This window comes from Aequorivita sp. Q41, from assembly GCF_039831855.1.
GTDB lineage: Bacteria > Bacteroidota > Bacteroidia > Flavobacteriales > Flavobacteriaceae > Aequorivita.
This window is the reverse complement of record NZ_JBDPMS010000003.1, coordinates 34,202-56,803: the sequence shown is the minus strand read 5'-3', so window position 1 is coordinate 56,803 and position 22,602 is coordinate 34,202. Positions and strand designations below refer to the sequence as shown.

Here is a 22,602-nt window from a genome sequence, read left to right as displayed (position 1 = left end):
TATATAACTTATTCCTTAATAAGTCGTTTGGTTATCTGACCATCTTTTCCTTCTATTATAATTAAATAAGTAGATGGAGCAATCTCAGAAACATCAATAGATTTTTCAAGTCCCATTGCATTCAGGTTAATCGCTTTAACTAATCGTCCTCTTAAATCGAATATTTTTAAATAATCTAATGCAAATTCTTTTGGGTTTGAAATCATCAAGATTCCAGAAGTTGGATTCGGATGCATTTTAATACTTTCATTATTAAAACTGTTATCATTCACACTTGCGGTATCATCTACTGTAAGCTCGAAAGAACAAGAACTCATGTTTCCAGATTCATCTTCTGCGGTTAAGGTAATGGTATGAGTTCCTAAACCTAGCATTGTTCCAGCAGCAGGACTTTGCGTAGTCAAAGTTACTGGGTTTGTACAGTTATCTGTAACTGTTGCTTGCCCAGTGGCAAAGTAATCTGGAAGTGTATATTGAGTTCCAGTTCCCACGCCAACAGTTATGTCTGCTGGACAGGTAATTACTGGATCAACTGTTTCAATTACATTAACTATTGCAGTACAATTTGATGCAACACCATTATCATTAGTTGCCTGAACTAATACATTGTTTAAACCAACATCAGCACACGTAAAACTAACGGTAGTTGCCAATGGGCTACCGCCTAACACAGTATAGTCCCCACATTTTACAGCAATACTAAACAATAAATCTTCTGCATTTACTGTTGCATTTCCACTTCCATCAAGTGTAACATCTAGTATAGGAGCAACTATTTCATATTCATAATTTAACTCCCAGCTATTTATTGAACCTGTATCACCACCAACAGCATCTGAAGCTGTAAGCTCCCATACTCCTAAAGTACTTTCCCCATCAAATACAGAAAGTGGGTTATTCGGCATAAAAGTTCCATTAATAGTTGGAGTGGTACTCGCACATTCATTTTCAACAGAACTAGCCGCTTCATCATCTAAAGTTGCTAAAATATTATCTCCAGAACATCCATATCCAGATGTTGTTCTTCCTGGTCTATCAACAATAATTGCTTCTGTTCCTGCAGGTGATTTTATTTTTACAGTTACATCACCTACCCATGAGTGTGTTATATTTAAATTTACATTTAAATCCACTATTGTAACATCATCAGTAACATTCATTGTTACGGTAACACCTGTTGTGTTATTATCTGGAATTGGAGCTCCTGCACTACTCGCTTGTGAACCTGTCATAGGAATTGTGCCCGATCCCATACAAATAATTTCAGGCGCTTCGTTAGTAACGTTAATCTCATCAGTTAATGTAGTTGGTGCTCCTGAACAAAAGTCATTCACCACATACGTTACTGTTACTAAACCTGCTCCTCCAACACTTGGGTCGAATGTAAATGTTGTTCCATTGCCATCATCGGTTACACCTGCTCCACTGTAAACACCTCCAGCTGGATTACCTCCAGAAAGACCTGTTTGAACTCCATCTGCAAGACACACTTCATCTATTGTGTCTAAGCTAGAAAAACTTGGAGGCAAATCGAAGGCTTCTGTTCCATCAGATTTACTCCCTGAAGAGCCTTGATCTGCACTATACCCTAATCCTCTTCTTGCAAAAGCTTCCCATATTACACAAGCGTGTGCGCCACCATAAAGGGCTTGATCTGCTGCTAAAATTGCATCACGACCATCTACAAAACCTGGACTACAAGGCTGAAGTTTTAATCCTTCGGTAACAATCGCCAAAGCTACATTATTTCCTCCTGTACCATTATAAACATCAGGATCAAAGCCATCTGTTGCAATAATAGCCCACGCCATATCCCAAACCATTGTAGCCCAAACTTCACCAACACCGTGCGGTGCTACCATAGATTTAATATCATCATACGTATGGTTATTAACAGCAAAGTCTGTACTATAACGCTGTGTTCTAACACCAACACCCGTAACAGGCTGTCCTAATAAATAAGTACCGACACCTCTAGCATCTGTTCCCGTATCACCTGGTTCAATTGTAAGCAATAAACCAAAAATATCACTCCAGCCTTCACCCATCTGCTCTTGATTGTTTAAACATCCTACACTTGAAGGGCCTCCTGTAAGTCTATTTGAAATTCCATGTCCATATTCATGAACAACTACCCCTGCATCAAGACCTCCATCATGTGATGGGGATGAATTGTTACATAAAAACATATTCATTGTAGGGTTTGAACCATCGGCAGGAGTACCAAAATTAGCGTTACAATTTCCGGAAGCATGTGCATTCGCATTTACGCTATCTGATCCAGCACCGCCATTGCCATAATTATTCTCTTGGAAATTACCACTTACTTCGTCAAATCCATATAAGTAAAATACATCATGAATAATATTATTCCAGTAAAATAAATTTGCAATATATGGAGCTGTATTTGAAGCCGGATTTTGGTTTAAGTCTATAGGAAAGTCGAAAGTTAAAGATGCTGTGCCATCGGGACGATCTGAACCTTTATGGGCATCCACATTATTACCTGTCGTTACGGTATATTCTGGCCCAGCAACTCCATTGGTATCATGCCATCCAAATGGAGACGCGATAGCATTATCAGGATCATTTTGCAAAGTTCGTGAACCATGATTAGGAGATTCTACGGGCATTGCATATACTCTATACCCACCTACTAAAGCTGGGGTAGCTTCAAAAACAGATGTATTTGAAGCCTCAGTATAATTATAAAGTGCTTCATTTTCATTTAATGGACCAATAACTATTGAACTTGCTGGTGTAGTTTCACCATGGAAATGTTCATTATGATCATCCATTATATTACAAGAAACTGTCCAGTTCTCCTTATCGATTATTTGTCCACTAGCAGCATCAACGCGGAAATTCCACCAATCTGAACTAGTTGTTTCTGCTATTGAAAGCTCCCAAACCAATTGAGTGCCAACACCTTCTCTATAATAATACATTAACTTAGCTGGAATATCTACTAAAGAGATATCTGCTTTATTAAATAAGGTAGCTTTATTAGCACCACCGATCTTATTAATTTCGTGAAGGTTTGAAATTTTATAGCCCATTTGTCTAGCAACTGAAGTAATAGCTTGCGAGGCAGAAACCCCTTGGGAGCTACTCTTTAAAGTTGCATTTACATCTGTTAGAAACCTATTATGTTCCATTACAACAGCACCAGATTTGTCTAAATGCACACTTGATTCAGTACCGTATACTTCTAGGTTATTGATAGCCTGTCTTAAATATACGTGACGAATACCACTTAAACTACTAATATGTTCGTTAGTAATTACATAGGTATTGTCTTTCTGACTAATAAGTTCTTCTAAAGAAATTGACGACCTTTCAGCAGCAATTCTTTGAACTTCCTTCTCTTTTTGGGGATTTTTGTTTTGTGCGGATAATTGAATTGACAGCATACTTAACGCTATCAAGCATAGTTTAGGTATTTTCATTTTACAGTTGATTTGATTATTTTCATAAAATTATTATAAATAAATCACAAAACAGCTAATTAATATCATAAATTTTTAAAATTATGCGATTATTTTTCAATTTTTCACAAAAAAAGCCTCCCGATTGGGAGGCTTTCTAATAAAAAAATTGTGTGTATTAAAGTACTTTTACGTTAACCGCGTTCAATCCTTTTTTTCCTTCTTGAAGATCAAATTCTACTTCGTCACCTTCACGAACTTCGTCGATTAGGCCTGAAATGTGTACAAAATGTTCTTTGTTTGTTCCTTCTTCAGTGATAAAACCGAAACCTTTGGTGTCGTTGAAGAATTTTACTGTTCCTTTGTTCATTGTATTTAATTAAAAAATTTATAATAAGTGGCAAAGATAGTATTAAAATTGACAATAAACCTTTTTCATATTGTTTATTTTAAAAACTTAAAATTTTACCATCTCAATAATATTTTAACAAAATTACCTTTTATAAACCAACAGCCAGCTCATTCACTAGCTCTATAAGGCTATTGCAATTTGGTTTTTAAGAATATCATCAAAGGTTTCTCTTTTTCGAATTAGATGCGCTTTTCCTTTATACCAAAGTACTTCAGCAGGACGATACCGAGAATTATAATTACTTGCCATGGTGAAGCAATATGCGCCTGCATTGTGAAAAGAAAGAATGTCTCCTTCATGAATTTCAGCAATTCTACGGTTGTTAGCAAAGGTATCTGTTTCACAGATATAGCCCGTTACCGTATAAAAACGATCCCGTCCTTTAGGACGTGAAACATTTGTAATTTCATGCTGCGAACCATATAGCATAGGGCGAATTAAGTGATTAAAACCACTATCTACCTGAGCAAATACAGTAGATGTTGTTTGCTTGATAACATTTACATTTACTAAAAACTGCCCAGCCTCACTCACTAAAAACTTACCTGGCTCAAAGGCTAATGTAAGTTTCTTACCATATTTTTTACTAAACTCATTAAATCTCTTGCTTAGTTTTTTACCAAGCTCCTCAACATTCGTTTCTATATCTCCTTCTTTATACGGCACTTTAAAGCCGCTTCCGAAGTCAATAAATTCAAGGTTATCAAAATTTTCTGCTGCGTTGAAAAGTATTTCAGAAGCATATAAAAATACATCAATATCTAAAATATCACTCCCTGTATGCATATGAATACCATTAATATTCATTCCTGTATTTTCCACAATACGCTTCAACAAAGGCATCTGATGGATAGAAATACCAAATTTACTATCAATATGACCTACCGAAATATTAGTATTCCCTCCCGCCATTACGTGGGGATTTATACGAATACACACAGGAGTTTCTGGATGCTTTGTTCCAAATTGCTCCAAAATAGATAAATTGTCAATATTAATCTGTACACCAAGTTTAGCCGCTTTTTCTATTTCTTCCATAGAAATGCCGTTAGGAGTATAAATAATATTCTCAGGTTTTGCACCTGCTTCTATACCTAACATAACCTCTTGAATGGATACCGTATCTAAACCACTACCCATATTTATTAATAATTTTAGCACTGAAATATTTGAAAGTGCTTTAACCGCATAATTTATTCTCAATTTTTCAACCTTATCAAAAGCTCCTGTTAACCGTTTATACTGCTTCTCTATTTTTGCAGCGTCATAAACATATACAGGGCTTCCAAATTCTTGGGCTATTGCCAAAAGGTCTTGATTTTTCATTGATTTAAATTATTTGATTTTTAAAAATTAAGTCGCAAAAATAGGGATGTAAGCAGAAACTCTTCAATAATATTTACTTAATTTTTATTTTTTAGCGAAATAATAAAAATTCAAAGAAGCAAAGCTTAAAAAACATTAGTCCATTCCTATGACATTTATTATTTTTGCATTCCATAAACAAGTACAAAACCGCTACTATGAATTTACACGAATATCAGGGAAAAGAAATATTAAACAGTTTTGGCGTTGAAATACAACGCGGAATCGTTGCAACTACTCCAGAAGAAGCTGTAGCAGCAGCAAAAAAACTTACTGAAACTACAGGAACTGGCTGGCACGTAATAAAAGCACAAGTTCACGCAGGTGGCCGTGGAAAAGGTGGTGGTGTAAAACTTGCTAAAAACCTACAGGAAGTTGAGGAAATTTCAGGAAATATAATCGGAATGAACCTGATTACTCCTCAAACCTCAGCTGAAGGAAAAAAAGTACATCAAGTTTTAGTTGCCGAAGATGTTTATTATCCTGGCGATAGCGAACCTGAAGAATACTATATGAGCGTCCTTCTAAATCGTTCTACCGGCAGAAACATGATTATGTATTCTACTGAAGGTGGAATGGACATCGAAACTGTTGCCGAAGAAACACCACATTTAATTTTTACTGAAGAAGTTGACCCAGCTGTTGGCCTTTTAGGTTTTCAAGCAAGAAGAATTGCTTTTAACCTTGGTTTAAGCGGAAAAGCTTTTAAAGAAATGACTAAATTCGTTACAGCACTTTATAAAGCATACAACGAATCTGACTCTTCTTTATTTGAAATAAACCCTGTATTAAAAACTAGCGATGATAAAATCATCGCAGTTGATGCAAAAGTAAGTCTTGACGAAAACGCACTATACCGTCACAAAGATTATATGGAAATGCGCGACAAACGCGAAGAAAATCCAGTAGAAGTTGAAGCAAAAGAAAAAGGACTTAATTATGTAGACCTAGATGGAAACGTTGGCTGCATGGTAAATGGTGCAGGGCTTGCAATGGCAACCATGGACCTTATTAAACAAGCTGGAGGCGAGCCTGCAAACTTCTTAGACGTTGGTGGAACTGCTGATGCTGAGCGTGTTGAAGCAGCTTTTAAACTGATATTAAAAGACCCAAGTGTTAAAGCTATTTTGGTAAACATATTTGGAGGTATTGTACGCTGTGACCGTGTAGCACAAGGAATTGTTGATGCATATAAAAACATGGGAACTATCAATGTGCCTATCATTGTACGTTTACAAGGAACTAATGCGGATATCGCAAAAACATTAATTGACAATAGCGGCTTAGATGTTCAAAGCGCAATTGAATTTCAAGAAGCTGCAGATAAGGTTAAAGCAGTACTTGCATAACATTTTTAAACTTCACAAAAGCCCTTCGCTAATAGCAAGGGCTTTTTTTGTACCCTACTTATGAGTAAAGATCCTAAAAAATTACTTAGCGATTTAATAAATATGGTTTTAGCCGACGGAAAAATAAATAGTTCCGAAGTTAACTTTATAAAAAAGCTAGCCAAGCGAATGAATATTTCTAAAGAAGAGACACTGGCGCTTTTTGAAAACCCAGAACCCTCACAGCCTCTTTATAACGAAGTGGATCGCATCACCCATTTTTACAAATTAATTTTGGTAATGAATGTTGATAATGAAACCCACGAAAAAGAAATAATAGCACTAAAAAACTTTGGCCTTAAAATGGGCATTCGTCCAAATGTTGCGGATCAGATTATAAAGAAAATGGAATTGAGCGAAAATAAACTTATTCCAGCCGAAGCGCTTTTAAAAATTTTTAAAGTTTATTATAATTAATCGCAACCCCCTAATTTAAAATAATTTTCGAATTTTATTTTACTCATTGTATTTTACCTCCACCAAATTCTTGTACAGAACTTCTTCTTTTTAATTTCAAAAAAAACATTCACAAACCACTCGATAGCGACAAAATGTCGTGAAAAACCCCAACAAAACAAGACAAAATGACTTGTTTTGATTGTTGGAATTATTATTGACTATTGTTATTGAAAATAAATAAAATTTTAAACAATATAAGTTTATGAAAACAGTTAGTAATAATAGTATTTGGCTTCCTAGTCTTTTAGATAACCTATTCACGGAGAATAGACTAGACGCTCTTAAGAATTATGAAACATTTAGCATTCCGGCGATAAATATTCATGAAAATTTACCGAATTTTGTAATTGAATTAGCCGCGCCTGGTTTGAAAAAGGAAAATTTTACAATTGAAGCTGAGGAAAACATCCTTAAAATAACTTCAAAGAGCGTAGCAGAAAAAGAAGATAACGATACAACTCGTTATACACGAAGAGAATTTAATTATAAGAACTTTGAACGTTCTTTTAAGTTACCTGAAAATATAAAAATTGAAGATATTCAGGCTAGTTACGAAAGTGGAATCCTTAGAATTACACTTCCTAAAATAGAAGAAAAGAAGACATTGAAGAAAATGGTTGAGATTTCATAATTGAAATTTAATTTGGTTAGTTAGTTGAAAATGACCGCGTGCTACTCAATCGGTACGCGGTTTTTTTTATGTATACAGCTAGCCCCTTCTCCTTCTTCCGCCGGTGCTTTTTGGATCCCTACTCGTATTTCTTGTTGCTTTTTTTGTTCTTTCAGAAGGAATACTCCGCTCTTCTTTCTGATATGCTTTAGGTTGCCCATCACTATCTTTAACAGAATCTTTTAAGGTTTTTAACTCTTCAGCGGTTAGGTCTCTCCACTGCCCCACAGGAAGATCACCGAGTTCTAAATTCATAATACGAATTCGTTGTAACGCCATAACTTCATACCCCAAATATTCGCACATTCTTCTAATTTGTCGATTTAATCCTTGAACCAAAACTATTCGAAACTCAAACCTACTAATTCGTTCTACCTTACAACGTTTTGTTACCGTATCCAAAATTGGAATACCTGACCCCATTCGTTTTATAAATTCATCTGTAACATGACGGTCCACTTTTACAATATATTCCTTTTCGTGTTTGTTACCAGCGCGTAATATTTTGTTTACAATATCGCCTTCATTGGTTAATAACAATAATCCTTCACTTGGCTTATCTAATCTTCCCACAGGAAAAATACGCTCTGGATGCTTTACAAAATCAACAACATTATCATCAAAACGAGTATCGGTTGTACACGTAATCCCAACTGGTTTATTCAGCATAATATAAACATCGTTAGCATTTTCAGCAATCAATTTGCCATCTACACGCACTTCATCACCTGGCATTACACGATCTCCAAGACCACTTTTTTCGCCGTTAACGGATACTCGACCTTTTTCAATTAAAGTATCTGCTTCCCGGCGCGAGCAATAACCACTGTCGCTAATTGCTTTATTTAGTCGTACTGAATCTGGATGATGCATTCTTTTTTTCGCAAAGATACCATTTCCGCAGCTGAAAAGAAAAAGGTTAAAATTGATTTAAACATTCTTACAGTCCTAATCAAAATTTGTAGTTTAATCAAAAAAATAAATAGAAAATGGCCATACTTGGTACAATTATAAAGACAGCTATAGACCTTCGTGGTGCGATAATTTCAGAAAAATCTTCTATTGAATCACAACGAGATGTATTAAAAAGCTTACTAGAAAAAGCAAAAGTCACTGCTTTTGGTAAATATTACGGATTTTCAAAAATCTTAGAAGCCGATAACATTTCGAAAGCATTTTCTGAAAAAGTACCTTATTTTGATTATCATCAAATGGAGGCACAATGGTGGAATAAAACCCAAGAAGGCCTAGAAGATATTAGCTGGCCAGGAAGCCCCAGTTATTTCGCTAGAAGTAGTGGCACCACTGGGAAAACCTCTAAAAAAATTCCTGTCACAGACGATATGGTTGAAGCAATTCGAACTACTGGCATAAAGCAAGTAGGCGCATTAACTAATTTTGACATTCCTTCAGATTTTTTTGAAAAGGAAATTATGATGCTTGGAAGCAGCACAAATCTCGAAAACCAAAATCAATTTTTAGAAGGAGAAATTAGTGGTATAAGTGCTAGTAACATCCCTTTTTGGTTTCGTGGATTTTATAAACCAGGCGAAGAAATAGCCTTGATGGAAGATTGGGATGAGAAAGTAGAAACAATTGCAAAACGCGCACGAGAGTGGGATATTGGCGCATTAAGTGGCATTCCGTCATGGATCGAATTAATGCTTAAAAAAGTTATTGAATACCATAGCGCAAACAACATTCATGATATATGGCCAAACCTCCAAGTATATACCTCCGGTGGTGTAGCATTTCAGCCCTATGAAAAAAGCTTTAATCAATTACTCGCTCGCCCAATTACCGTTATCGATACGTATTTGGCAAGCGAAGGATTTTTGGCATTCCAGAATCGCCCAGAAACCACTTCAATGAAACTGGTTACAGATAACGGTATTTATTTTGAATTTGTACCCTTTAAGCCTGAATATATAAAGGAAGATGGCTCTCTTTCTGAAGAAGCGCCTGCACTTACACTTGCGGAAGTTAAACCAGATACAGAGTATGTTTTATTGATAAGTACCGTTGCTGGCGCCTGGAGGTATTTGATTGGGGACACAATTGCTTTTACTGATGTAGAAAAAGCTGAAATAAAAATTACTGGGCGCACAAAATTCTTTTTAAATGTGGTTGGCTCTCAACTTTCAGTGAATAAAATGGAACTAGCGCTACGTGAACTTGAAGAAACGTTTGATATAAAGATCCCTGAATTTACATTAGCAGCAGTTACAATTAATGATGAATTTTATCATCATTGGTATTTGGGCACAGCAACTAAAATCGACCCTGAAAAAATAGCAAATGCCTTGGATGAAGCTTTAAAAGTAGCTAATAATAATTATTCTGTAGCTCGTTCAAAAGCTTTAAAAGGAATTAAAGTAACAACCGTTAATCCAAAAGTTTTTTATGAATGGAGTGGGAAAAATAAAAAGAAAGGCGGACAAGTAAAAATGGAGAAAGTTATGGATAAAGAAAAATTTGAAGCTTGGGAAGCCTTTGTAAAAACTCAGAAAGCTTAATTATTTATTAGCATCAATAATAGCTGGCTCCTCCCTTATTTTATTTTTATTAATAAGCTCCATTACTTCTTCAGGAGAAATATAAAGTTGTCGTATTCGCTCTTTATATTTTTCGGAAAGCTGGGCGTTTTCTAAAATAAAATTTTTAGTTTTTAAAATATAATCTCCCATTCCATGAGCAATTGCATAAGTATCTGCAGCGCGTTCCACCTCTTTAATATGCGTTGAAGAAAAAAGATACTTTAGTCCAAAAAGTAACATTCCAAGGTTTGATCGGTGACTGTAATCCATAACATGGCCCAGTTCATGACCAATCCAACCCACTTTTACGTCTGAAGGAATATCTTCCATCGTAAAGGTATCGGTTTCAATTTGAATTTTTCTACTTATTAAAATAAGGTATTCACGGTTTTCTTTCGGCTTAAAAAAACTTGTGAAGCGAGGTTGTGCCTGCATTGTAGATTTTTTAATATTCTCTTTAAATTTAAATTCAATGGCCGTGTTTTTAAGCTCTGGATAAAAAGAAAGCGCCTCCACAACTTCATTTTTAATACTCTTAGGTATTATTTTAGTTTCTAAATTAATATTCTGCGCAGGAACCATAGTAAGCACAAAATACAAAAGAGGTGGAATGAATGTCGTTAAAAACATGGTAAATTTTTTATTCTAACTTTTCAAATTCTTGTTTTCATTTAAAAAACTTATAATTTCTCAAGTTGCTTTTGAAACGTTTTAATTTTATCACGAAGCTTAGCAGCCATCATAAAGTCTAAGTCTTTTGCAGCTTTTTCCATTGCCTTTCGAGTGTCGCGAATTTTCTTTTCAAGTTGGGCCTTGGTTAGATATTCCGCTTCTGCTTCTGCAGCAAGTGATTCGGCATTTTCAAATGTATATGCTTGTTGTTTCGATTTTGTCAATGAGTTTTCAAAAGATTTTTTAATAGCTGTTGGCGTAATACCGTGCTTTTCATTGTAGGCAATCTGTTTTTCCCGTTTATAGTTAGTGCTATCTATCGTTTTCTGCATACTATTAGTTATTTTATCAGCATACATAATTGCTCTTCCGTTTAGATTTCTCGCGGCACGCCCTACTGTTTGAGTCAGCGAACGTTCACTTCTTAAAAAGCCTTCTTTATCTGCATCTAGAATAGCAACCAAAGAAACTTCAGGCAAATCAAGTCCTTCCCGCAATAAATTTACCCCAACCAACACATCAAAAAGGCCTAAACGAAGGTCTTGCATAATTTCTACACGCTCCAATGTATCCACATCGCTATGAATGTATCGTGTTCTAATTTGCACACGGATTAAATACTTAGTCAGCTCTTCCGCCATTCTTTTAGTTAGCGTTGTAACCAAAATACGTTCGTCTTTTTCAATGCGCAGTTGAATCTCTTCAAGCAAATCATCAATCTGATTTAAACTCGGGCGCACTTCAATAGGTGGGTCGAGCAATCCTGTAGGGCGAATAATTTGCTCTACATACACCCCCCCACTTTTTTCAAGTTCATAATCTGCGGGAGTCGCACTAACGTATATTACTTGATTTTGAAGCGATTCAAACTCATCAAACTTCAAAGGGCGATTATCCATTGCGGCAGGCAATCGAAAACCGTATTCAACCAAGTTCTCTTTTCGAGAGCGGTCACCACCATACATTGCGCCAACTTGCGGAATAGAAACGTGGCTCTCGTCTACAACCATTAAATAATCATCCGGGAAATAATCTAAAAGACAAAACGGGCGTGTCCCGGGTAGACGCTGATCTAAATAACGCGAATAGTTCTCAATCCCACTACAATAGCCGAGTTCACGTATCATTTCTAAATCAAAATTGGTGCGTTCTTCTAAACGTTTTGCTTCTAAATGTTTTCCTATTTCCTTAAAATATTCAATCTGTAAAACCAAATCGTCTTGAATGGAGCGAATGGCACCTTGCAAAACATCTGGCGAGGTTACAAACATATTTGCGGGGTAAATATTCAACCTATCGTACTTCGCTTTTATATCATTGTTTAGGGGGTCGAAGACTTCAATTTCTTCAATTTCATCACCAAAAAAATGAATGCGATACGCATCATCTGCATAGCCAGGAAAAACATCAACCGTATCACCTTTTATTCTAAAACGACCGTGATTAAATTCTGCTTCAGTTCTAGAATACAGACTTTGAACCAAACGATGTAATAATTTGGTACGCGAAATAACCTGCCCTTTCTCTAAATTAATTACATTTTTCTGAAATTCAACAGGATTCCCAATACCGTATAGACATGAAACAGAAGAAACAACCAACACATCCCTCCTGCCCGAAAGCAATGACGAAGTAGTACTAAGACGCATCTTTTCGATTTCTTCATTTATAGAAAGATCTTTTTCTATATATGTGCCACTACTCGGAATAAATGCTTCTGGTTGATAATAATCGTAATAGGACACGAAATACTCTACTGCATTTTCCGGGAAAAGATTTTTAAACTCTGTGTATAGTTGTGCCGCAAGGGTCTTATTGTGCGCCAATACCAGTGTTGGTTTCTGCACCTGCTGGATAACATTAGCCACAGTAAAGGTTTTTCCGGAGCCTGTTACACCTAAAAGTGTTTGGTATTTTTCATCAGAATTAAGTCCTGAAACCAAAGATTTTATAGCTCTTGGCTGATCTCCTGTAGGTTGAAATTCTGAAACAAGGTTGAAGTTCATAGGTTCTTTTTCATTGCCTAACAAAAGTACTGAAAATATGAACTTTCAGTAGGTACATTAGAACCCATTTAACGTAGATGTTTTTTTAAAAAATAGTATACCCAAATATTATAGCGAGTGCATTATAGTCTGATTTATAATACTCAAAATTAGTAAACAATTCTCTGCTGCTACTATACCTAAATTCTACACTAAACTTATTGTCAAAATTATAACCCGCACCCAAGCCAATATTGTTTTTTGGTTTTAGTGCCACTTCACCACTATTTTCATAATTTATAGTTGAACTTAAATTAAGATCAACTATATATGCGGCATTAAGGAATATTTTTGATTCATCGTTTAAGAAAAAATAATGACGAAGTCCAACTGGAATTTCTATTGAAGAATAATCAACTTCTACTTTTTGAACAAGATTTTCTTTTTCAGATTTATAATACTGATAAGTAGGCTCTAATATCACCGCCCATTTATTTTTATTAAAAGGCAAAACCATTTCTGCTTCCAAACCTATTCTAAACCCAATCTCATTATCAAACTCAACGTTTCTATCATCACTTATAAGATTTATAACAGAAAGAGATGCACTTTGCACACCTGGACGAATATTCAAATGAAAAAAGTTTTTACCTTTATTTTCTTCAAAACTTACTATATCTGAATTCTCACAGTTATTATACTCAGTGAAAAATTTTAACAATCTTGATTTTTGGTATTCTAATTTTTCTACTTCTTCGAGAGTTATAGACTCACACTTTAAATTGTTATACAATTCTTGTTTATATTGTTCATTTTTGCCCATTTTAAAATTAGTGACCTTATAGTTTTTAAAAACTAATTGCTCAATTGGATTGTCATCAACTTTATAAAAAAACCTTGTAAAATTAGCACCCTCATAGCTATATAAACTTGCTTTAGCATCTAATAATACTTTAAGAAAAATTGTTTCTTCTTTAAAAACAGGATTTTTAGAATAGCTCAGTTGACTTGTATTATCACTAGACCGATCAATGTTTACAGTAACTCTTACATACTGAGATTGATTAGCTATCCCAAAGCTTTTCACATTTTTTAAAGTACCTGTTTTCACTTCAGAATTTTGACTTGTTTTATACTCAAAACTATCTGGTGTATCTTTCCAATCCATATTTTTTATTAAAACGGATTGCTTTTTTCCAGATTCATCAATTAAATAACCTTCTTCAAAATTTATTTGAGAAAATCCAATTGCGCTAATTAAGAGGATAAATAGAAATACAAACTTATTTTTCATAATGTAGTTTTAATGAAGTTTTAAATATACTTAATTAGTCCAAAATAGCTAATCAAAAAAAAATAATTTTAATAAACCCAACTTAATTTTAAACCTTTGGATCCTTTCTAAAAACCTCAACCAAATTAAATATCAGAATACAGAAAAACACCCAGGTTAAGCCAGCAATATACCCCCCAGCAATATCTGACGGGTAATGAACACCTAAATAAATACGACTTACGCCAATACTCAAAATAATAAATACTAACAACAGCATAATACTGTATTTAAGGATGCTATTTATTTTAAACCTATGAAAAAGATAAATTAAAAACCCGTAAAAAGCCATTGCTGCCATAGCATGGCCACTGGGGTAACTCAAGGTTTCTACCTCCACCAAATGCTCAATTCCAGGGCGAGCACGATTAATAAAGTGCTTTAAAATCGTGTTAGAAATTGACGCTAACATTAAGACTAAAATTATTTGAAGTATGTATTTCCAGCTTTTATAAAGTAGCACCGATATTAAAACAACAACACTAAACACACCTAAATAACCATATACATCGCCAACATTAGTCATAAAAATAAAATACTTGGTAAGTATTGGGTTGCGGTAGGAAATAATAAATTCAGAAATCTGCTGGTCGTAAGTAGCTAGTATTTCTTCTTTTATAGTTTCTGTGAGTTCAACAAACAGATTTAATCCACCAACTACAACAACAAAAGCGACTAGAGCTGTAATAATATAGGGTAGTTTAGGATTGTCTCTTCTAAAATTATACTTTAGAAAACCCCTAAACTTCTTTATAAATGATACTAAATATTGCCTCATAAAAATCGTGAAAGCATAAAGATAAATGCATTTTTTAAAATAGAATTCTTTAGTGCACTATTCACTAAAAAAATCTATTAAAGTTTTAGTATATTTCCATATAAAACAAACAACATGAAGCCTCTTTTATATACTTTGCTCTTACTGACCGTATCATTTTCGTATGCAACCGAAATATTTAGTTATAAATTAAAAGATAACGAGAAATTTATAAGCGCTCAGGCTGTTAATTTTTCTTCAGAAGGCATTTTACATACTGTGGTGGTTAGAAACAGAGATACTAAAAGCTTTGATTTAGTATCGTTTTATAAAGAAGCTGATAGGCAAATAAAGCAGTTGGCAACCGCTACTTTTGAGGATAAGCCTGAAATGGTTTCCTATCATAAAGTTAATAATACAGTTACCTTGCTTTTTTACCACAGGAATGTTTTAAGTATTACAGATATCGATTTGACCAGCAATACGGTTACTAAAAAAGATATTCCTTTTCGTGAGAAACCTGAAAACATTGTTACACTTCCCAATAAATCGATTGTAATTAATTCAGACGTAAATGGCAGGAACATCAGTTTTCTTACAATTGAAAATTCCCAAAGTTTTAACACGAAAACCACAAACGTACCTATAGCCTTTCAGAAAGAAATTAAAAATAGTTTCTTAGGCAAGCTAGAGATAGTAAACACCAATGAGTATGTTAAAAATGGTGCTATCAATAAAACACAAGCTTACTATGAAAATGGTACATTTATGCTAATAAAAGATACTAAAACAGATGAAAAATTGGAGGCTATACTTATAACCCCTGAAAGTTCTGAGCCTGTAGTTCAGCGGGATTTTACTTCAACAGTCAAGCTAGCTAAAATTAAGGACAGCAACAATCAAGTGATAGATCAAAAACTATATGGAATCTATTTGGGGAAAGAGGATTTTGGCGTTAGTGTTTTCGATATCCATACAGGAAATGAAGAAAAGAAACTACTTTTAAGTGAAGACATTGCCCAAATAGAAAACGCTGTCAAGATAAAAACATATATGAAAACCGCCACCAAATCGAAAATGAAAACCACTATTTCAGTAAATAAAACTAAAAGTAATAATTATACAGTAACCGTATCTTATGTAGAAAAAGAAAGGTATAATTATTATTTCAATGATTGGTTTTGGATGCATCATCACCAACAAATGATGCTACAGCAACAACAAATGACTATTCCAAGACCTGGTGGTTTTGGTCCAAGCTTTCCTATGTATGAAAGTGATGCATTCTTTTTTGAAGAAAAAAACCAGTCACTTAGTTTTACTTTAGACACGGATTTAAACTTACTAACAGATAATACGGAGCCCACAAAATATGAGTTTATTGACAAGAAAAGAATTATAAAAAACTTAAATGAAAATAAAGAACTTAAAAATACAAGCGTTGGTTTTTTAGAAGATGAATACAGTTTTTTATACACTGATAAAAAAGAGGAAACCCTCTTTATAGATAGAAGTACCATTATCAAAAATTATTAATAATACGGAATGCCTTAAAATTTGAACACAACAAATGAAGCTTTTTTAAGGAGCACTATTTTTCCTTCTCGATATTATTCAAAACTTACACGAGAGGCGTTTGCACTGTTTTTGGCCTCAATCCACTTACTCATATACTTTGTGCCCTGCATTGTTTGGTGCTGAATAATTTGCCCCATAACGTTTTGGTTACGGTGGCTTTTAATATTTTCTGCAAGATGGTGGTTATGTTTTTTAAAAGCTTCGGAGAAAAGTGTTTTTTCAAAACGCTTTTCAATTACATTCAACCCATTGTTTCTGGAAATGTTCCACAAGGATGCATTAGAATAAAGCTGAATCGCTTTCTTACTAAAATCTTCGCTTAAGGCACTAATGCTCCCCCCAAAAGGAAGCTCGCCACACATTCCCTCAGCTCCTATTGCAGTTGTTACCGAAGGCAACCCAAAGCGCATCGCATCAAGCAACTTACCTTTTAAACCAGCGCCAAACCTAAGCGGAGCCAATTGAACGCGGTAGTTTTTTAGTACTGTTTCTATGTGTTCGGTCCATCCTTTTATAATAAAACCTTCTTTTTTATTATGAAGCTGAAGTATATGCTGGGGCGCATACGCTCCGTAAATATGCAATTCTGCTCTTGGAAGTTGCTCTTTTATGGCTGGCCACATATGCTTTAACTGCAACACAGAGTCTATGTTTGGAGCGTGTAATAGATTGCCAATTGTCACAAAATTTTTACGATTTTCAAATGAAGGAAGAAGCTTTTTTTCAGTAGTTTTTTCAACCAAAAAAGGCAAATAATAAAGTATTACTAAAGGGATTTTAAACGTATTTTGAAGCAGCTCCATTTCAAATTCTGAAATAATTAACGAAACGTCAGATCGTAAAATACTCGCTAATTCTCGCTTTGCGGTTTCTGAAAAGAGGAATGCTTTAGAAACTGTTTTGTTTTTTTTTACGGCTTCTTCACGTGCTTTCCGCAAAAAATGCAAATCTTCCGTGTCCAGAATCTTTAAAGCATTTTCGCAATTTTCAGTCACACGCCAGCCAAATTGTTCTTCCGTAATATACCGGTCAAAAAGGACGATTTTGGGGTTTAATTCTTTTATAAATTCATCAAAAGAAACATCATTTAGCAGTATTCTTTTTATTGAAATAGCATGAGATTCAAGGGCAATTGTTCTTTCAGAAATAGCAGCGGTACTCGCAAAAGTAATATGGTAATTTTCTTCTTGAAACAATTGAAGCAATTGCATCATACGGCTGCCTGCTGCCGTTGTACTGGGCTCAGGAAAAGTATGACCAATGACGAGAAGGTTTTTCAATGCGTATTTTTTTTCAAAGATAGGAATTTGACTGCAGTACGCTACCTATTATAGAGCTTCAACAGAAAATGAAGCCGTTTTAATGGTGCTTTTGTCTCCTTCAACCATCGTCCATGCCGCATATATTTTGTTTTCTACAACTGCTAACTGTGGAAAACCGCTAGAACGCTCAAAGCTTGTTTTTGAAATAGTAACTGGAAACCCTTTAGTGCCATCTAAAGAAACACGCATTGCCTGAATTAAAGTTTCTTCCCCTATAGTCTCCATCCAGCTTATAATAGCGGTAGTTTTTGAAACCATTGCTACCGCTACCCTCCCTAGGGTTTCAGAACTATTTATTTGAATAGGCGCGCCAAAAGTTTTTCCCTTATCGGTTGAAAAAGCAAGTTGCACCCTTGGGTTATCATTTGCAGCCGTAAACCATGCAACTGCTATATTATTTTCATAGGAAGCTATAGCGGGCCCATTAACAGGGCAACCCGGAAGCTTCCAGTTATCCGCATGTACAGTTTTTGAAGCAGAAAAAGAATCATCAAAAAGTCCGATGAGGGAAATGTCTCTAATTTCATCAGCGCTTCGGTCTCTATAAACCAGTACTGGCGCATCATTGATGGTTGTCATTGCTGTTTGGCAACAGTCACAAACACGAGCGTCGAGTGCTACATCTGGCTGCATCGTTCCGTCTGCATGTACCAAGCGCCCTCGAAGTGTCATGGCGCCAGCATCGTGACTTTTATGACTATCATGTCCACCCGTGGTATTTCTACCATCAAGCCAGATTGCATAAAAAGACGACTTACCATTTGGAACAACAGCAACAAAACCATGCTCGCTGGCTGTTCCGTCATTGTGCAGTATAATATTTTTTTTCCAGGTTTGTGTTTCAGCGGAAAAAAGGTTGAGCTTTATATCATATGTATATTTTCCGTTGGCTGATTTTTGAAGATAACTAATTAAAATAGCGCCATTATTTTCAGCAATTACAGGGAAATCGGCCCAATTAATAAACCAATCTTCTCCTGAATTTACTTCAAAAGGCTTCGCCCATTTACCATTTTTAAGACTTGAATAATACAATACAGAAAGTGTATCTCTCTTTTCCACCCAAGACATAAAAAGGTGATCGCTTGCAGCAAAAAGTCTTGGTAAGGCAGTATTACCAAAGGTTGGATTCGCTAATGGAGTAACGGTTTCATTGGTTTGCTTGGTTTCGGAAAGTGTGATTTCTTTTTCATTTTTACAGGAAACAAATCCTATTATACTGATAAAAAGAAAAAAAAATATGTTAAGAAATCGCATCAGAAATATAATTTATTTGGCTACCAGTTCAGCATATAAGTCAAAATCTTCGGCTGCTGTAATTTTTACATTAAAAAATTCTCCTGTCCGCAAATACCCTTCCTCTGCATTTATCAATACTTCGTTATCTACATCTGGGCTGTCAAATTCTGTTCTTCCTACAAAATAGCCACCTTCTTTTCTATCAATTACAACCCGGAATTCCTTTCCTATTTTTAGTTGATTTAACTCCCAAGAAATTTGAGATTGGACTTCCATGATCTGGTTAGCACGATCCATTTTCACATCTTCTGGCACATCGTCTTCAAGAGTATAAGCGTGGGTGTTCTCTTCATGGCTATAGGTAAAACAGCCCAAACGCTCAAAACGCATATCTTTAACCCATTGCTTCAAGGTTTGAAAATCTTCTTCCGTTTCGCCAGGATACCCAACAATTAGTGTCGTTCTAATTGTCATTTCAGGTACTGCAGCTCTAAATTCTTCTAGTAACTTGGTTGTTTTCGCTTTGGTAGTTCCACGACGCATAGACTTCAAAATCGGGTCTGCAATATGTTGCAACGGAATATCGATATAATTACACACTTTCGGTTCGTGGCGCATTAATTCCAAAACATCCATTGGGAAACCCGTTGGGAAAGCATAATGCAATCGTATCCACTCAATCCCCTCAACCTTCACTAGCTTCTGAAGCAATTCCGCAAGGTTTCTTTTTTTGTATAAATCAAGACCGTAATAGGTTAAATCTTGTGCAATAAGTATTAATTCCTTAACTCCTTTAGCAGCAAGTTTTTCGGCTTCAACTACCAAATCTTCCATGGGAGTACTTCTGTGTTTCCCACGCATAATAGGGATTGCACAAAACGAACACGGACGGTCGCAACCTTCAGCAATTTTGAAGTATGCGTAATTTTTGGGGGTTGTCGTTATACGTTCGCCAATCAGTTCGTGTTTATAATCTGCCCCCAAAGCTTTAAGAAGCCCAGGAAGTTCTGTCGTCCCAAAGTATTCATCCACATTGGGAATTTCCTTCTGAAGGTCTGGCTTGTATCTTTCAGAAAGACAGCCAGTAACAAAGACTTTATCTACTACACCTTCTTCTTTTTTCTGAACGTATTCAAGAATAGTGTTTATACTTTCTTCCTTTGCATTTGCAATAAAACCACAGGTGTTTATTACTACAATATTGCCTTCTTCTTCGTGAACCACTTCTTTATTACTAGCTCGCAACTGGCCCATTAGCACTTCGCTATCATAGACATTTTTTGAGCACCCAAGGGTTACAACATTTATCTTATTCTTCTTTAAGGTTTTAGTACGCATTGTAGATTTTTGATTTACGGTTGCTGATTTCTAAATTATAAAAGCGTGCAAAGATACCACGAAAAAACGGAAACACCCCACATTAACAAAGTCTATAAGGCTGACAACTGCAACTATAAACTGCTACTTTTTTTAGTAACTTTACGCTTTATATAATTCAATATTATTTACCGATGAAAAAAATAACTTTCCTACTGGCATTTTTATGTGCTAGCTTTTTGTACGCACAAAAAACAATGACCCCTGAACTTTTATGGCAGGTGAAAAAAGTAAGTCCAATTGGAGTTTCCAATGACGGAAAAACACTTTTTTATAAAGTTTCTTCTCCTAATATGGAAGAAAATAGTTTTGATTCAAAGTATTACAAAATGCCTATTAGTGGTGGCAATTATACTGAAATCGCAAAAGATGAAGCAAAAGTAACGGACAAAAACCTTTCACCAGACGGACACTATCTTCTCATAAACAAAGCTGTACCTGTTAAAAAAGTTTTGGGAAAGGACATTTATAACGATTTGCCAAAAAGTGACGCCTATGTGTACACCACATTAGATTATAGACATTGGGACACCTATAATGACGGCAGCTACAATCATGTTTTTTATAAAGATGTAAAAACTGGCGCCGAAACAGACATTACACCAGGGCAACCATACTACACACCCCAAGCTCCTTTTGGCGGCGATGAAGATTATATTTGGGACCCAAAAGGAGAAAATATCTATTATGTAAGTAAGAAGGTTGCTGGGACAGAATATGCAGTTAGCACTAATACAGATATCTATAAATACAATTTAGTCGATAAAAAAACTGAAAATATTACTGAAGAAAATAAAGGCTACGACACACAACCTGCCTTTTCTAAAGATGGTTCATTGGCGTGGTTGCAGATGACCACTGAAGGTTATGAGGCTGATAAAAACGATATTATTGTGCTTCAAAACGGAATAAAACAAAACCTTACAAACCAATGGGATGGAACTGTAAATGGTTTTATCTGGGGAAATAATAATAAAGACATCTATTTTACCGCCCCAGTAGATGGAACTAAACAAATTTTTAAAGTTGACCATCCAGGAAAAACCAGAAAAATGCCAGTTGTAGAGCAACTATCACAAGGGCAATTTGATGTAACAAGTATTGTTTCTGAAAACAACGGACAATTAATTGTTACACGTACAGATATGAATCATGCTTCCGAAATTTTTTCGTTCGATTTAAAAAGCAAAACCTTCAAGCAACTTACACAAGTTAATACTGAGTTCTACGGCCAGCTTGATTTACCTACCGTTGAAAAAAGAATGGTAACCACAAAAGATAACAAACAAATGCTTGTTTGGGTTATTCTTCCGCCAAATTTCGATAGAAACAAGAAATACCCAACCTTATTATATGCACAAGGAGGACCACAATCTCCGCTTTCACAGTTTTATTCCACACGTTGGAATTTTCAACTAATGGCTTCAGAAGGTTACATTATTGTAGCACCAAACCGTCGCGGAATGCCAGGCCACGGTGTAGCTTGGAATGCTGAAATTAGCGGTGACTGGGGCGGCGGTGCCATGCAAGATTATCTTGATGCTATTGATGCTGTTTCAAAAGAAAGTTACGTAGATAAAGATAGACTAGGCGCGATTGGCGCGAGCTTTGGAGGATATTCTGTTTTCTGGTTAGCAGGAAATCACGAGCGAAGATTTAAATCTTTTATTGCGCACGACGGGGTTTTTGATACGCGTGCAATGTATGGGACTACGGAGGAATTATTTTTTGTAAACCACGATATGGGTGGTGCATACTGGGAAAAAGACAATGCCATTGCTCAAAAATCTTTTCATGAATTTAACCCAATTACCTATGTCGATAAATGGGATACACCTATCATGATTATTCAAGGTGGAAAAGATTACCGTGTGCCTATTGAGCAAGGATTAGGCGCTTTTCAAGCTGCTCAATTAAAAGGAATAAAAAGCAAACTACTTTACTTTCCTGAAGAAAACCACTGGGTACTTCAACCACAAAATGCATTGGTATGGCAACGTGAGTTTTTTAAGTGGCTGAAAGAAACACTTTAAAAAAGTATCCAAAACTACTAGGCTGAAAAATGCTAGCCTACAAAAGC

General features: G+C 35.4%; 17 protein-coding genes. 6 read left to right on the top strand and 11 right to left on the bottom strand.

The features are described 5' to 3' along the window. Nucleotides 1-8: 8 nt before the first annotated feature. From ABJ955_RS11925 to lysA, 3 genes are all read right to left on the bottom strand, one after another. Nucleotides 9-3,449 (bottom strand): M36 family metallopeptidase, encoded by a 3,441-nt coding sequence (locus ABJ955_RS11925; protein WP_347374855.1) that lies wholly within the window; start codon nt 3,447-3,449, stop codon nt 9-11. Nucleotides 3,450-3,606: 157 nt separating this feature from the next. Further along, on the bottom strand, nt 3,607-3,798 hold the full coding sequence (locus ABJ955_RS11920) for a cold shock domain-containing protein (RefSeq protein WP_026451656.1): 192 nt from the start codon (nt 3,796-3,798) through the stop codon (nt 3,607-3,609). A gap of 162 nt (nt 3,799-3,960) precedes the next feature. Beyond that, nucleotides 3,961-5,166, bottom strand: a complete 1,206-nt coding sequence (gene lysA, locus ABJ955_RS11915; RefSeq protein WP_347374854.1) for a diaminopimelate decarboxylase — start codon at nt 5,164-5,166, stop codon at nt 3,961-3,963. Nucleotides 5,167-5,363: 197 nt separating this feature from the next. Here lysA and sucC point away from each other — a divergent pair, with 197 nt between their 5' ends. From sucC to ABJ955_RS11900, 3 genes are all read left to right on the top strand, one after another. Then, nucleotides 5,364-6,554 carry an ADP-forming succinate--CoA ligase subunit beta gene (gene sucC, locus ABJ955_RS11910; protein ID WP_347374853.1) on the top strand — a complete coding sequence of 397 codons (1,191 nt, stop codon included), beginning with the start codon at nt 5,364-5,366 and terminating at the stop codon, nt 6,552-6,554. Between the two features lie 60 nt (nt 6,555-6,614). Beyond that, nucleotides 6,615-7,010, top strand: a complete 396-nt coding sequence (locus ABJ955_RS11905; protein ID WP_347374852.1) for a TerB family tellurite resistance protein — start codon at nt 6,615-6,617, stop codon at nt 7,008-7,010. A 244-nt stretch (nt 7,011-7,254) separates the two neighbouring features. Then, a complete protein-coding gene (locus ABJ955_RS11900; protein WP_347374851.1) occupies nt 7,255-7,683 on the top strand; it encodes an Hsp20/alpha crystallin family protein in 429 nt (142 codons plus the stop codon). A gap of 78 nt (nt 7,684-7,761) precedes the next feature. Here the strand turns inward: ABJ955_RS11900 and rluF are convergent, their stop codons facing one another. Beyond that, on the bottom strand, nt 7,762-8,595 hold the full coding sequence (rluF, locus tag ABJ955_RS11895) for a 23S rRNA pseudouridine(2604) synthase RluF (RefSeq protein ID WP_347374850.1): 834 nt from the start codon (nt 8,593-8,595) through the stop codon (nt 7,762-7,764). Between the two features lie 116 nt (nt 8,596-8,711). Between rluF and ABJ955_RS11890 the strand changes: the two genes are divergently transcribed. Further along, nucleotides 8,712-10,238, top strand: coding sequence for a GH3 auxin-responsive promoter family protein (locus ABJ955_RS11890; RefSeq protein WP_347374849.1), 1,527 nt, complete (start codon nt 8,712-8,714; stop codon nt 10,236-10,238). Here ABJ955_RS11890 and ABJ955_RS11885 read toward each other — a convergent pair whose 3' ends face one another. The 4 genes from ABJ955_RS11885 to ABJ955_RS11870 all read right to left on the bottom strand — a co-directional run bounded on the left by ABJ955_RS11885 (nt 10,239) and on the right by ABJ955_RS11870 (nt 15,027). Then, a complete protein-coding gene (locus tag ABJ955_RS11885) occupies nt 10,239-10,889 on the bottom strand; it encodes a hypothetical protein (RefSeq protein WP_347374848.1) in 651 nt (216 codons plus the stop codon). It lies immediately after the preceding gene. 50 nt (nt 10,890-10,939) lie between these two features. Beyond that, nucleotides 10,940-12,937, bottom strand: coding sequence for an excinuclease ABC subunit UvrB (uvrB, locus tag ABJ955_RS11880; RefSeq protein ID WP_347374847.1), 1,998 nt, complete (start codon nt 12,935-12,937; stop codon nt 10,940-10,942). Between the two features lie 85 nt (nt 12,938-13,022). Then, nucleotides 13,023-14,210 (bottom strand): outer membrane beta-barrel protein, encoded by a 1,188-nt coding sequence (locus tag ABJ955_RS11875; RefSeq protein WP_347374846.1) that lies wholly within the window; start codon nt 14,208-14,210, stop codon nt 13,023-13,025. Between the two features lie 88 nt (nt 14,211-14,298). Further along, on the bottom strand, nt 14,299-15,027 hold the full coding sequence (locus ABJ955_RS11870; RefSeq protein WP_347374845.1) for a phosphatase PAP2 family protein: 729 nt from the start codon (nt 15,025-15,027) through the stop codon (nt 14,299-14,301). Between the two features lie 114 nt (nt 15,028-15,141). Between ABJ955_RS11870 and ABJ955_RS11865 the strand changes: the two genes are divergently transcribed. Next, nucleotides 15,142-16,542, top strand: a complete 1,401-nt coding sequence (locus ABJ955_RS11865) for a hypothetical protein (protein WP_347374844.1) — start codon at nt 15,142-15,144, stop codon at nt 16,540-16,542. A 74-nt stretch (nt 16,543-16,616) separates the two neighbouring features. Here ABJ955_RS11865 and ABJ955_RS11860 read toward each other — a convergent pair whose 3' ends face one another. The 3 genes from ABJ955_RS11860 to rimO are packed head-to-tail and all read right to left on the bottom strand — an operon-like array spanning nt 16,617 to nt 20,483. After that, on the bottom strand, nt 16,617-17,864 hold the full coding sequence (locus tag ABJ955_RS11860; protein ID WP_347374843.1) for a glycosyltransferase: 1,248 nt from the start codon (nt 17,862-17,864) through the stop codon (nt 16,617-16,619). A 48-nt stretch (nt 17,865-17,912) separates the two neighbouring features. Continuing rightward, nucleotides 17,913-19,163, bottom strand: a complete 1,251-nt coding sequence (locus ABJ955_RS11855) for a hypothetical protein (RefSeq protein WP_347374842.1) — start codon at nt 19,161-19,163, stop codon at nt 17,913-17,915. Nucleotides 19,164-19,175: 12 nt separating this feature from the next. Beyond that, nucleotides 19,176-20,483 (bottom strand): 30S ribosomal protein S12 methylthiotransferase RimO, encoded by a 1,308-nt coding sequence (gene rimO, locus ABJ955_RS11850; RefSeq protein WP_347374841.1) that lies wholly within the window; start codon nt 20,481-20,483, stop codon nt 19,176-19,178. A 173-nt stretch (nt 20,484-20,656) separates the two neighbouring features. Between rimO and ABJ955_RS11845 the strand changes: the two genes are divergently transcribed. Beyond that, nucleotides 20,657-22,555: a S9 family peptidase gene (locus ABJ955_RS11845; protein WP_347374840.1), complete on the top strand. Its 1,899-nt coding sequence runs from the start codon at nt 20,657-20,659 to the stop codon at nt 22,553-22,555. Nucleotides 22,556-22,602: the final 47 nt, after the last annotated feature.

Bases quoted from the DNA above. Each gene is read 5' to 3' on its own strand.
- ABJ955_RS11925 (WP_347374855.1), bottom strand. From the start codon at position 3,449: ATGAAAATACCTAAACTATGCTTGATAGCGTTAAGTATGCTGTCAATT.
- ABJ955_RS11920 (WP_026451656.1), bottom strand. From the start codon at position 3,798: ATGAACAAAGGAACAGTAAAATTCTTCAACGACACCAAAGGTTTCGGT.
- lysA (WP_347374854.1), bottom strand. From the start codon at position 5,166: ATGAAAAATCAAGACCTTTTGGCAATAGCCCAAGAATTTGGAAGCCCT.
- sucC (WP_347374853.1), top strand. From the start codon at position 5,364: ATGAATTTACACGAATATCAGGGAAAAGAAATATTAAACAGTTTTGGC.
- ABJ955_RS11905 (WP_347374852.1), top strand. From the start codon at position 6,615: ATGAGTAAAGATCCTAAAAAATTACTTAGCGATTTAATAAATATGGTT.
- ABJ955_RS11900 (WP_347374851.1), top strand. From the start codon at position 7,255: ATGAAAACAGTTAGTAATAATAGTATTTGGCTTCCTAGTCTTTTAGAT.
- rluF (WP_347374850.1), bottom strand. From the start codon at position 8,595: ATGCATCATCCAGATTCAGTACGACTAAATAAAGCAATTAGCGACAGT.
- ABJ955_RS11890 (WP_347374849.1), top strand. From the start codon at position 8,712: ATGGCCATACTTGGTACAATTATAAAGACAGCTATAGACCTTCGTGGT.
- ABJ955_RS11885 (WP_347374848.1), bottom strand. From the start codon at position 10,889: ATGTTTTTAACGACATTCATTCCACCTCTTTTGTATTTTGTGCTTACT.
- uvrB (WP_347374847.1), bottom strand. From the start codon at position 12,937: ATGAACTTCAACCTTGTTTCAGAATTTCAACCTACAGGAGATCAGCCA.
- ABJ955_RS11875 (WP_347374846.1), bottom strand. From the start codon at position 14,210: ATGAAAAATAAGTTTGTATTTCTATTTATCCTCTTAATTAGCGCAATT.
- ABJ955_RS11870 (WP_347374845.1), bottom strand. From the start codon at position 15,027: ATGAGGCAATATTTAGTATCATTTATAAAGAAGTTTAGGGGTTTTCTA.
- ABJ955_RS11865 (WP_347374844.1), top strand. From the start codon at position 15,142: ATGAAGCCTCTTTTATATACTTTGCTCTTACTGACCGTATCATTTTCG.
- ABJ955_RS11855 (WP_347374842.1), bottom strand. From the start codon at position 19,163: ATGCGATTTCTTAACATATTTTTTTTTCTTTTTATCAGTATAATAGGA.
- rimO (WP_347374841.1), bottom strand. From the start codon at position 20,483: ATGCGTACTAAAACCTTAAAGAAGAATAAGATAAATGTTGTAACCCTT.
- ABJ955_RS11845 (WP_347374840.1), top strand. From the start codon at position 20,657: ATGAAAAAAATAACTTTCCTACTGGCATTTTTATGTGCTAGCTTTTTG.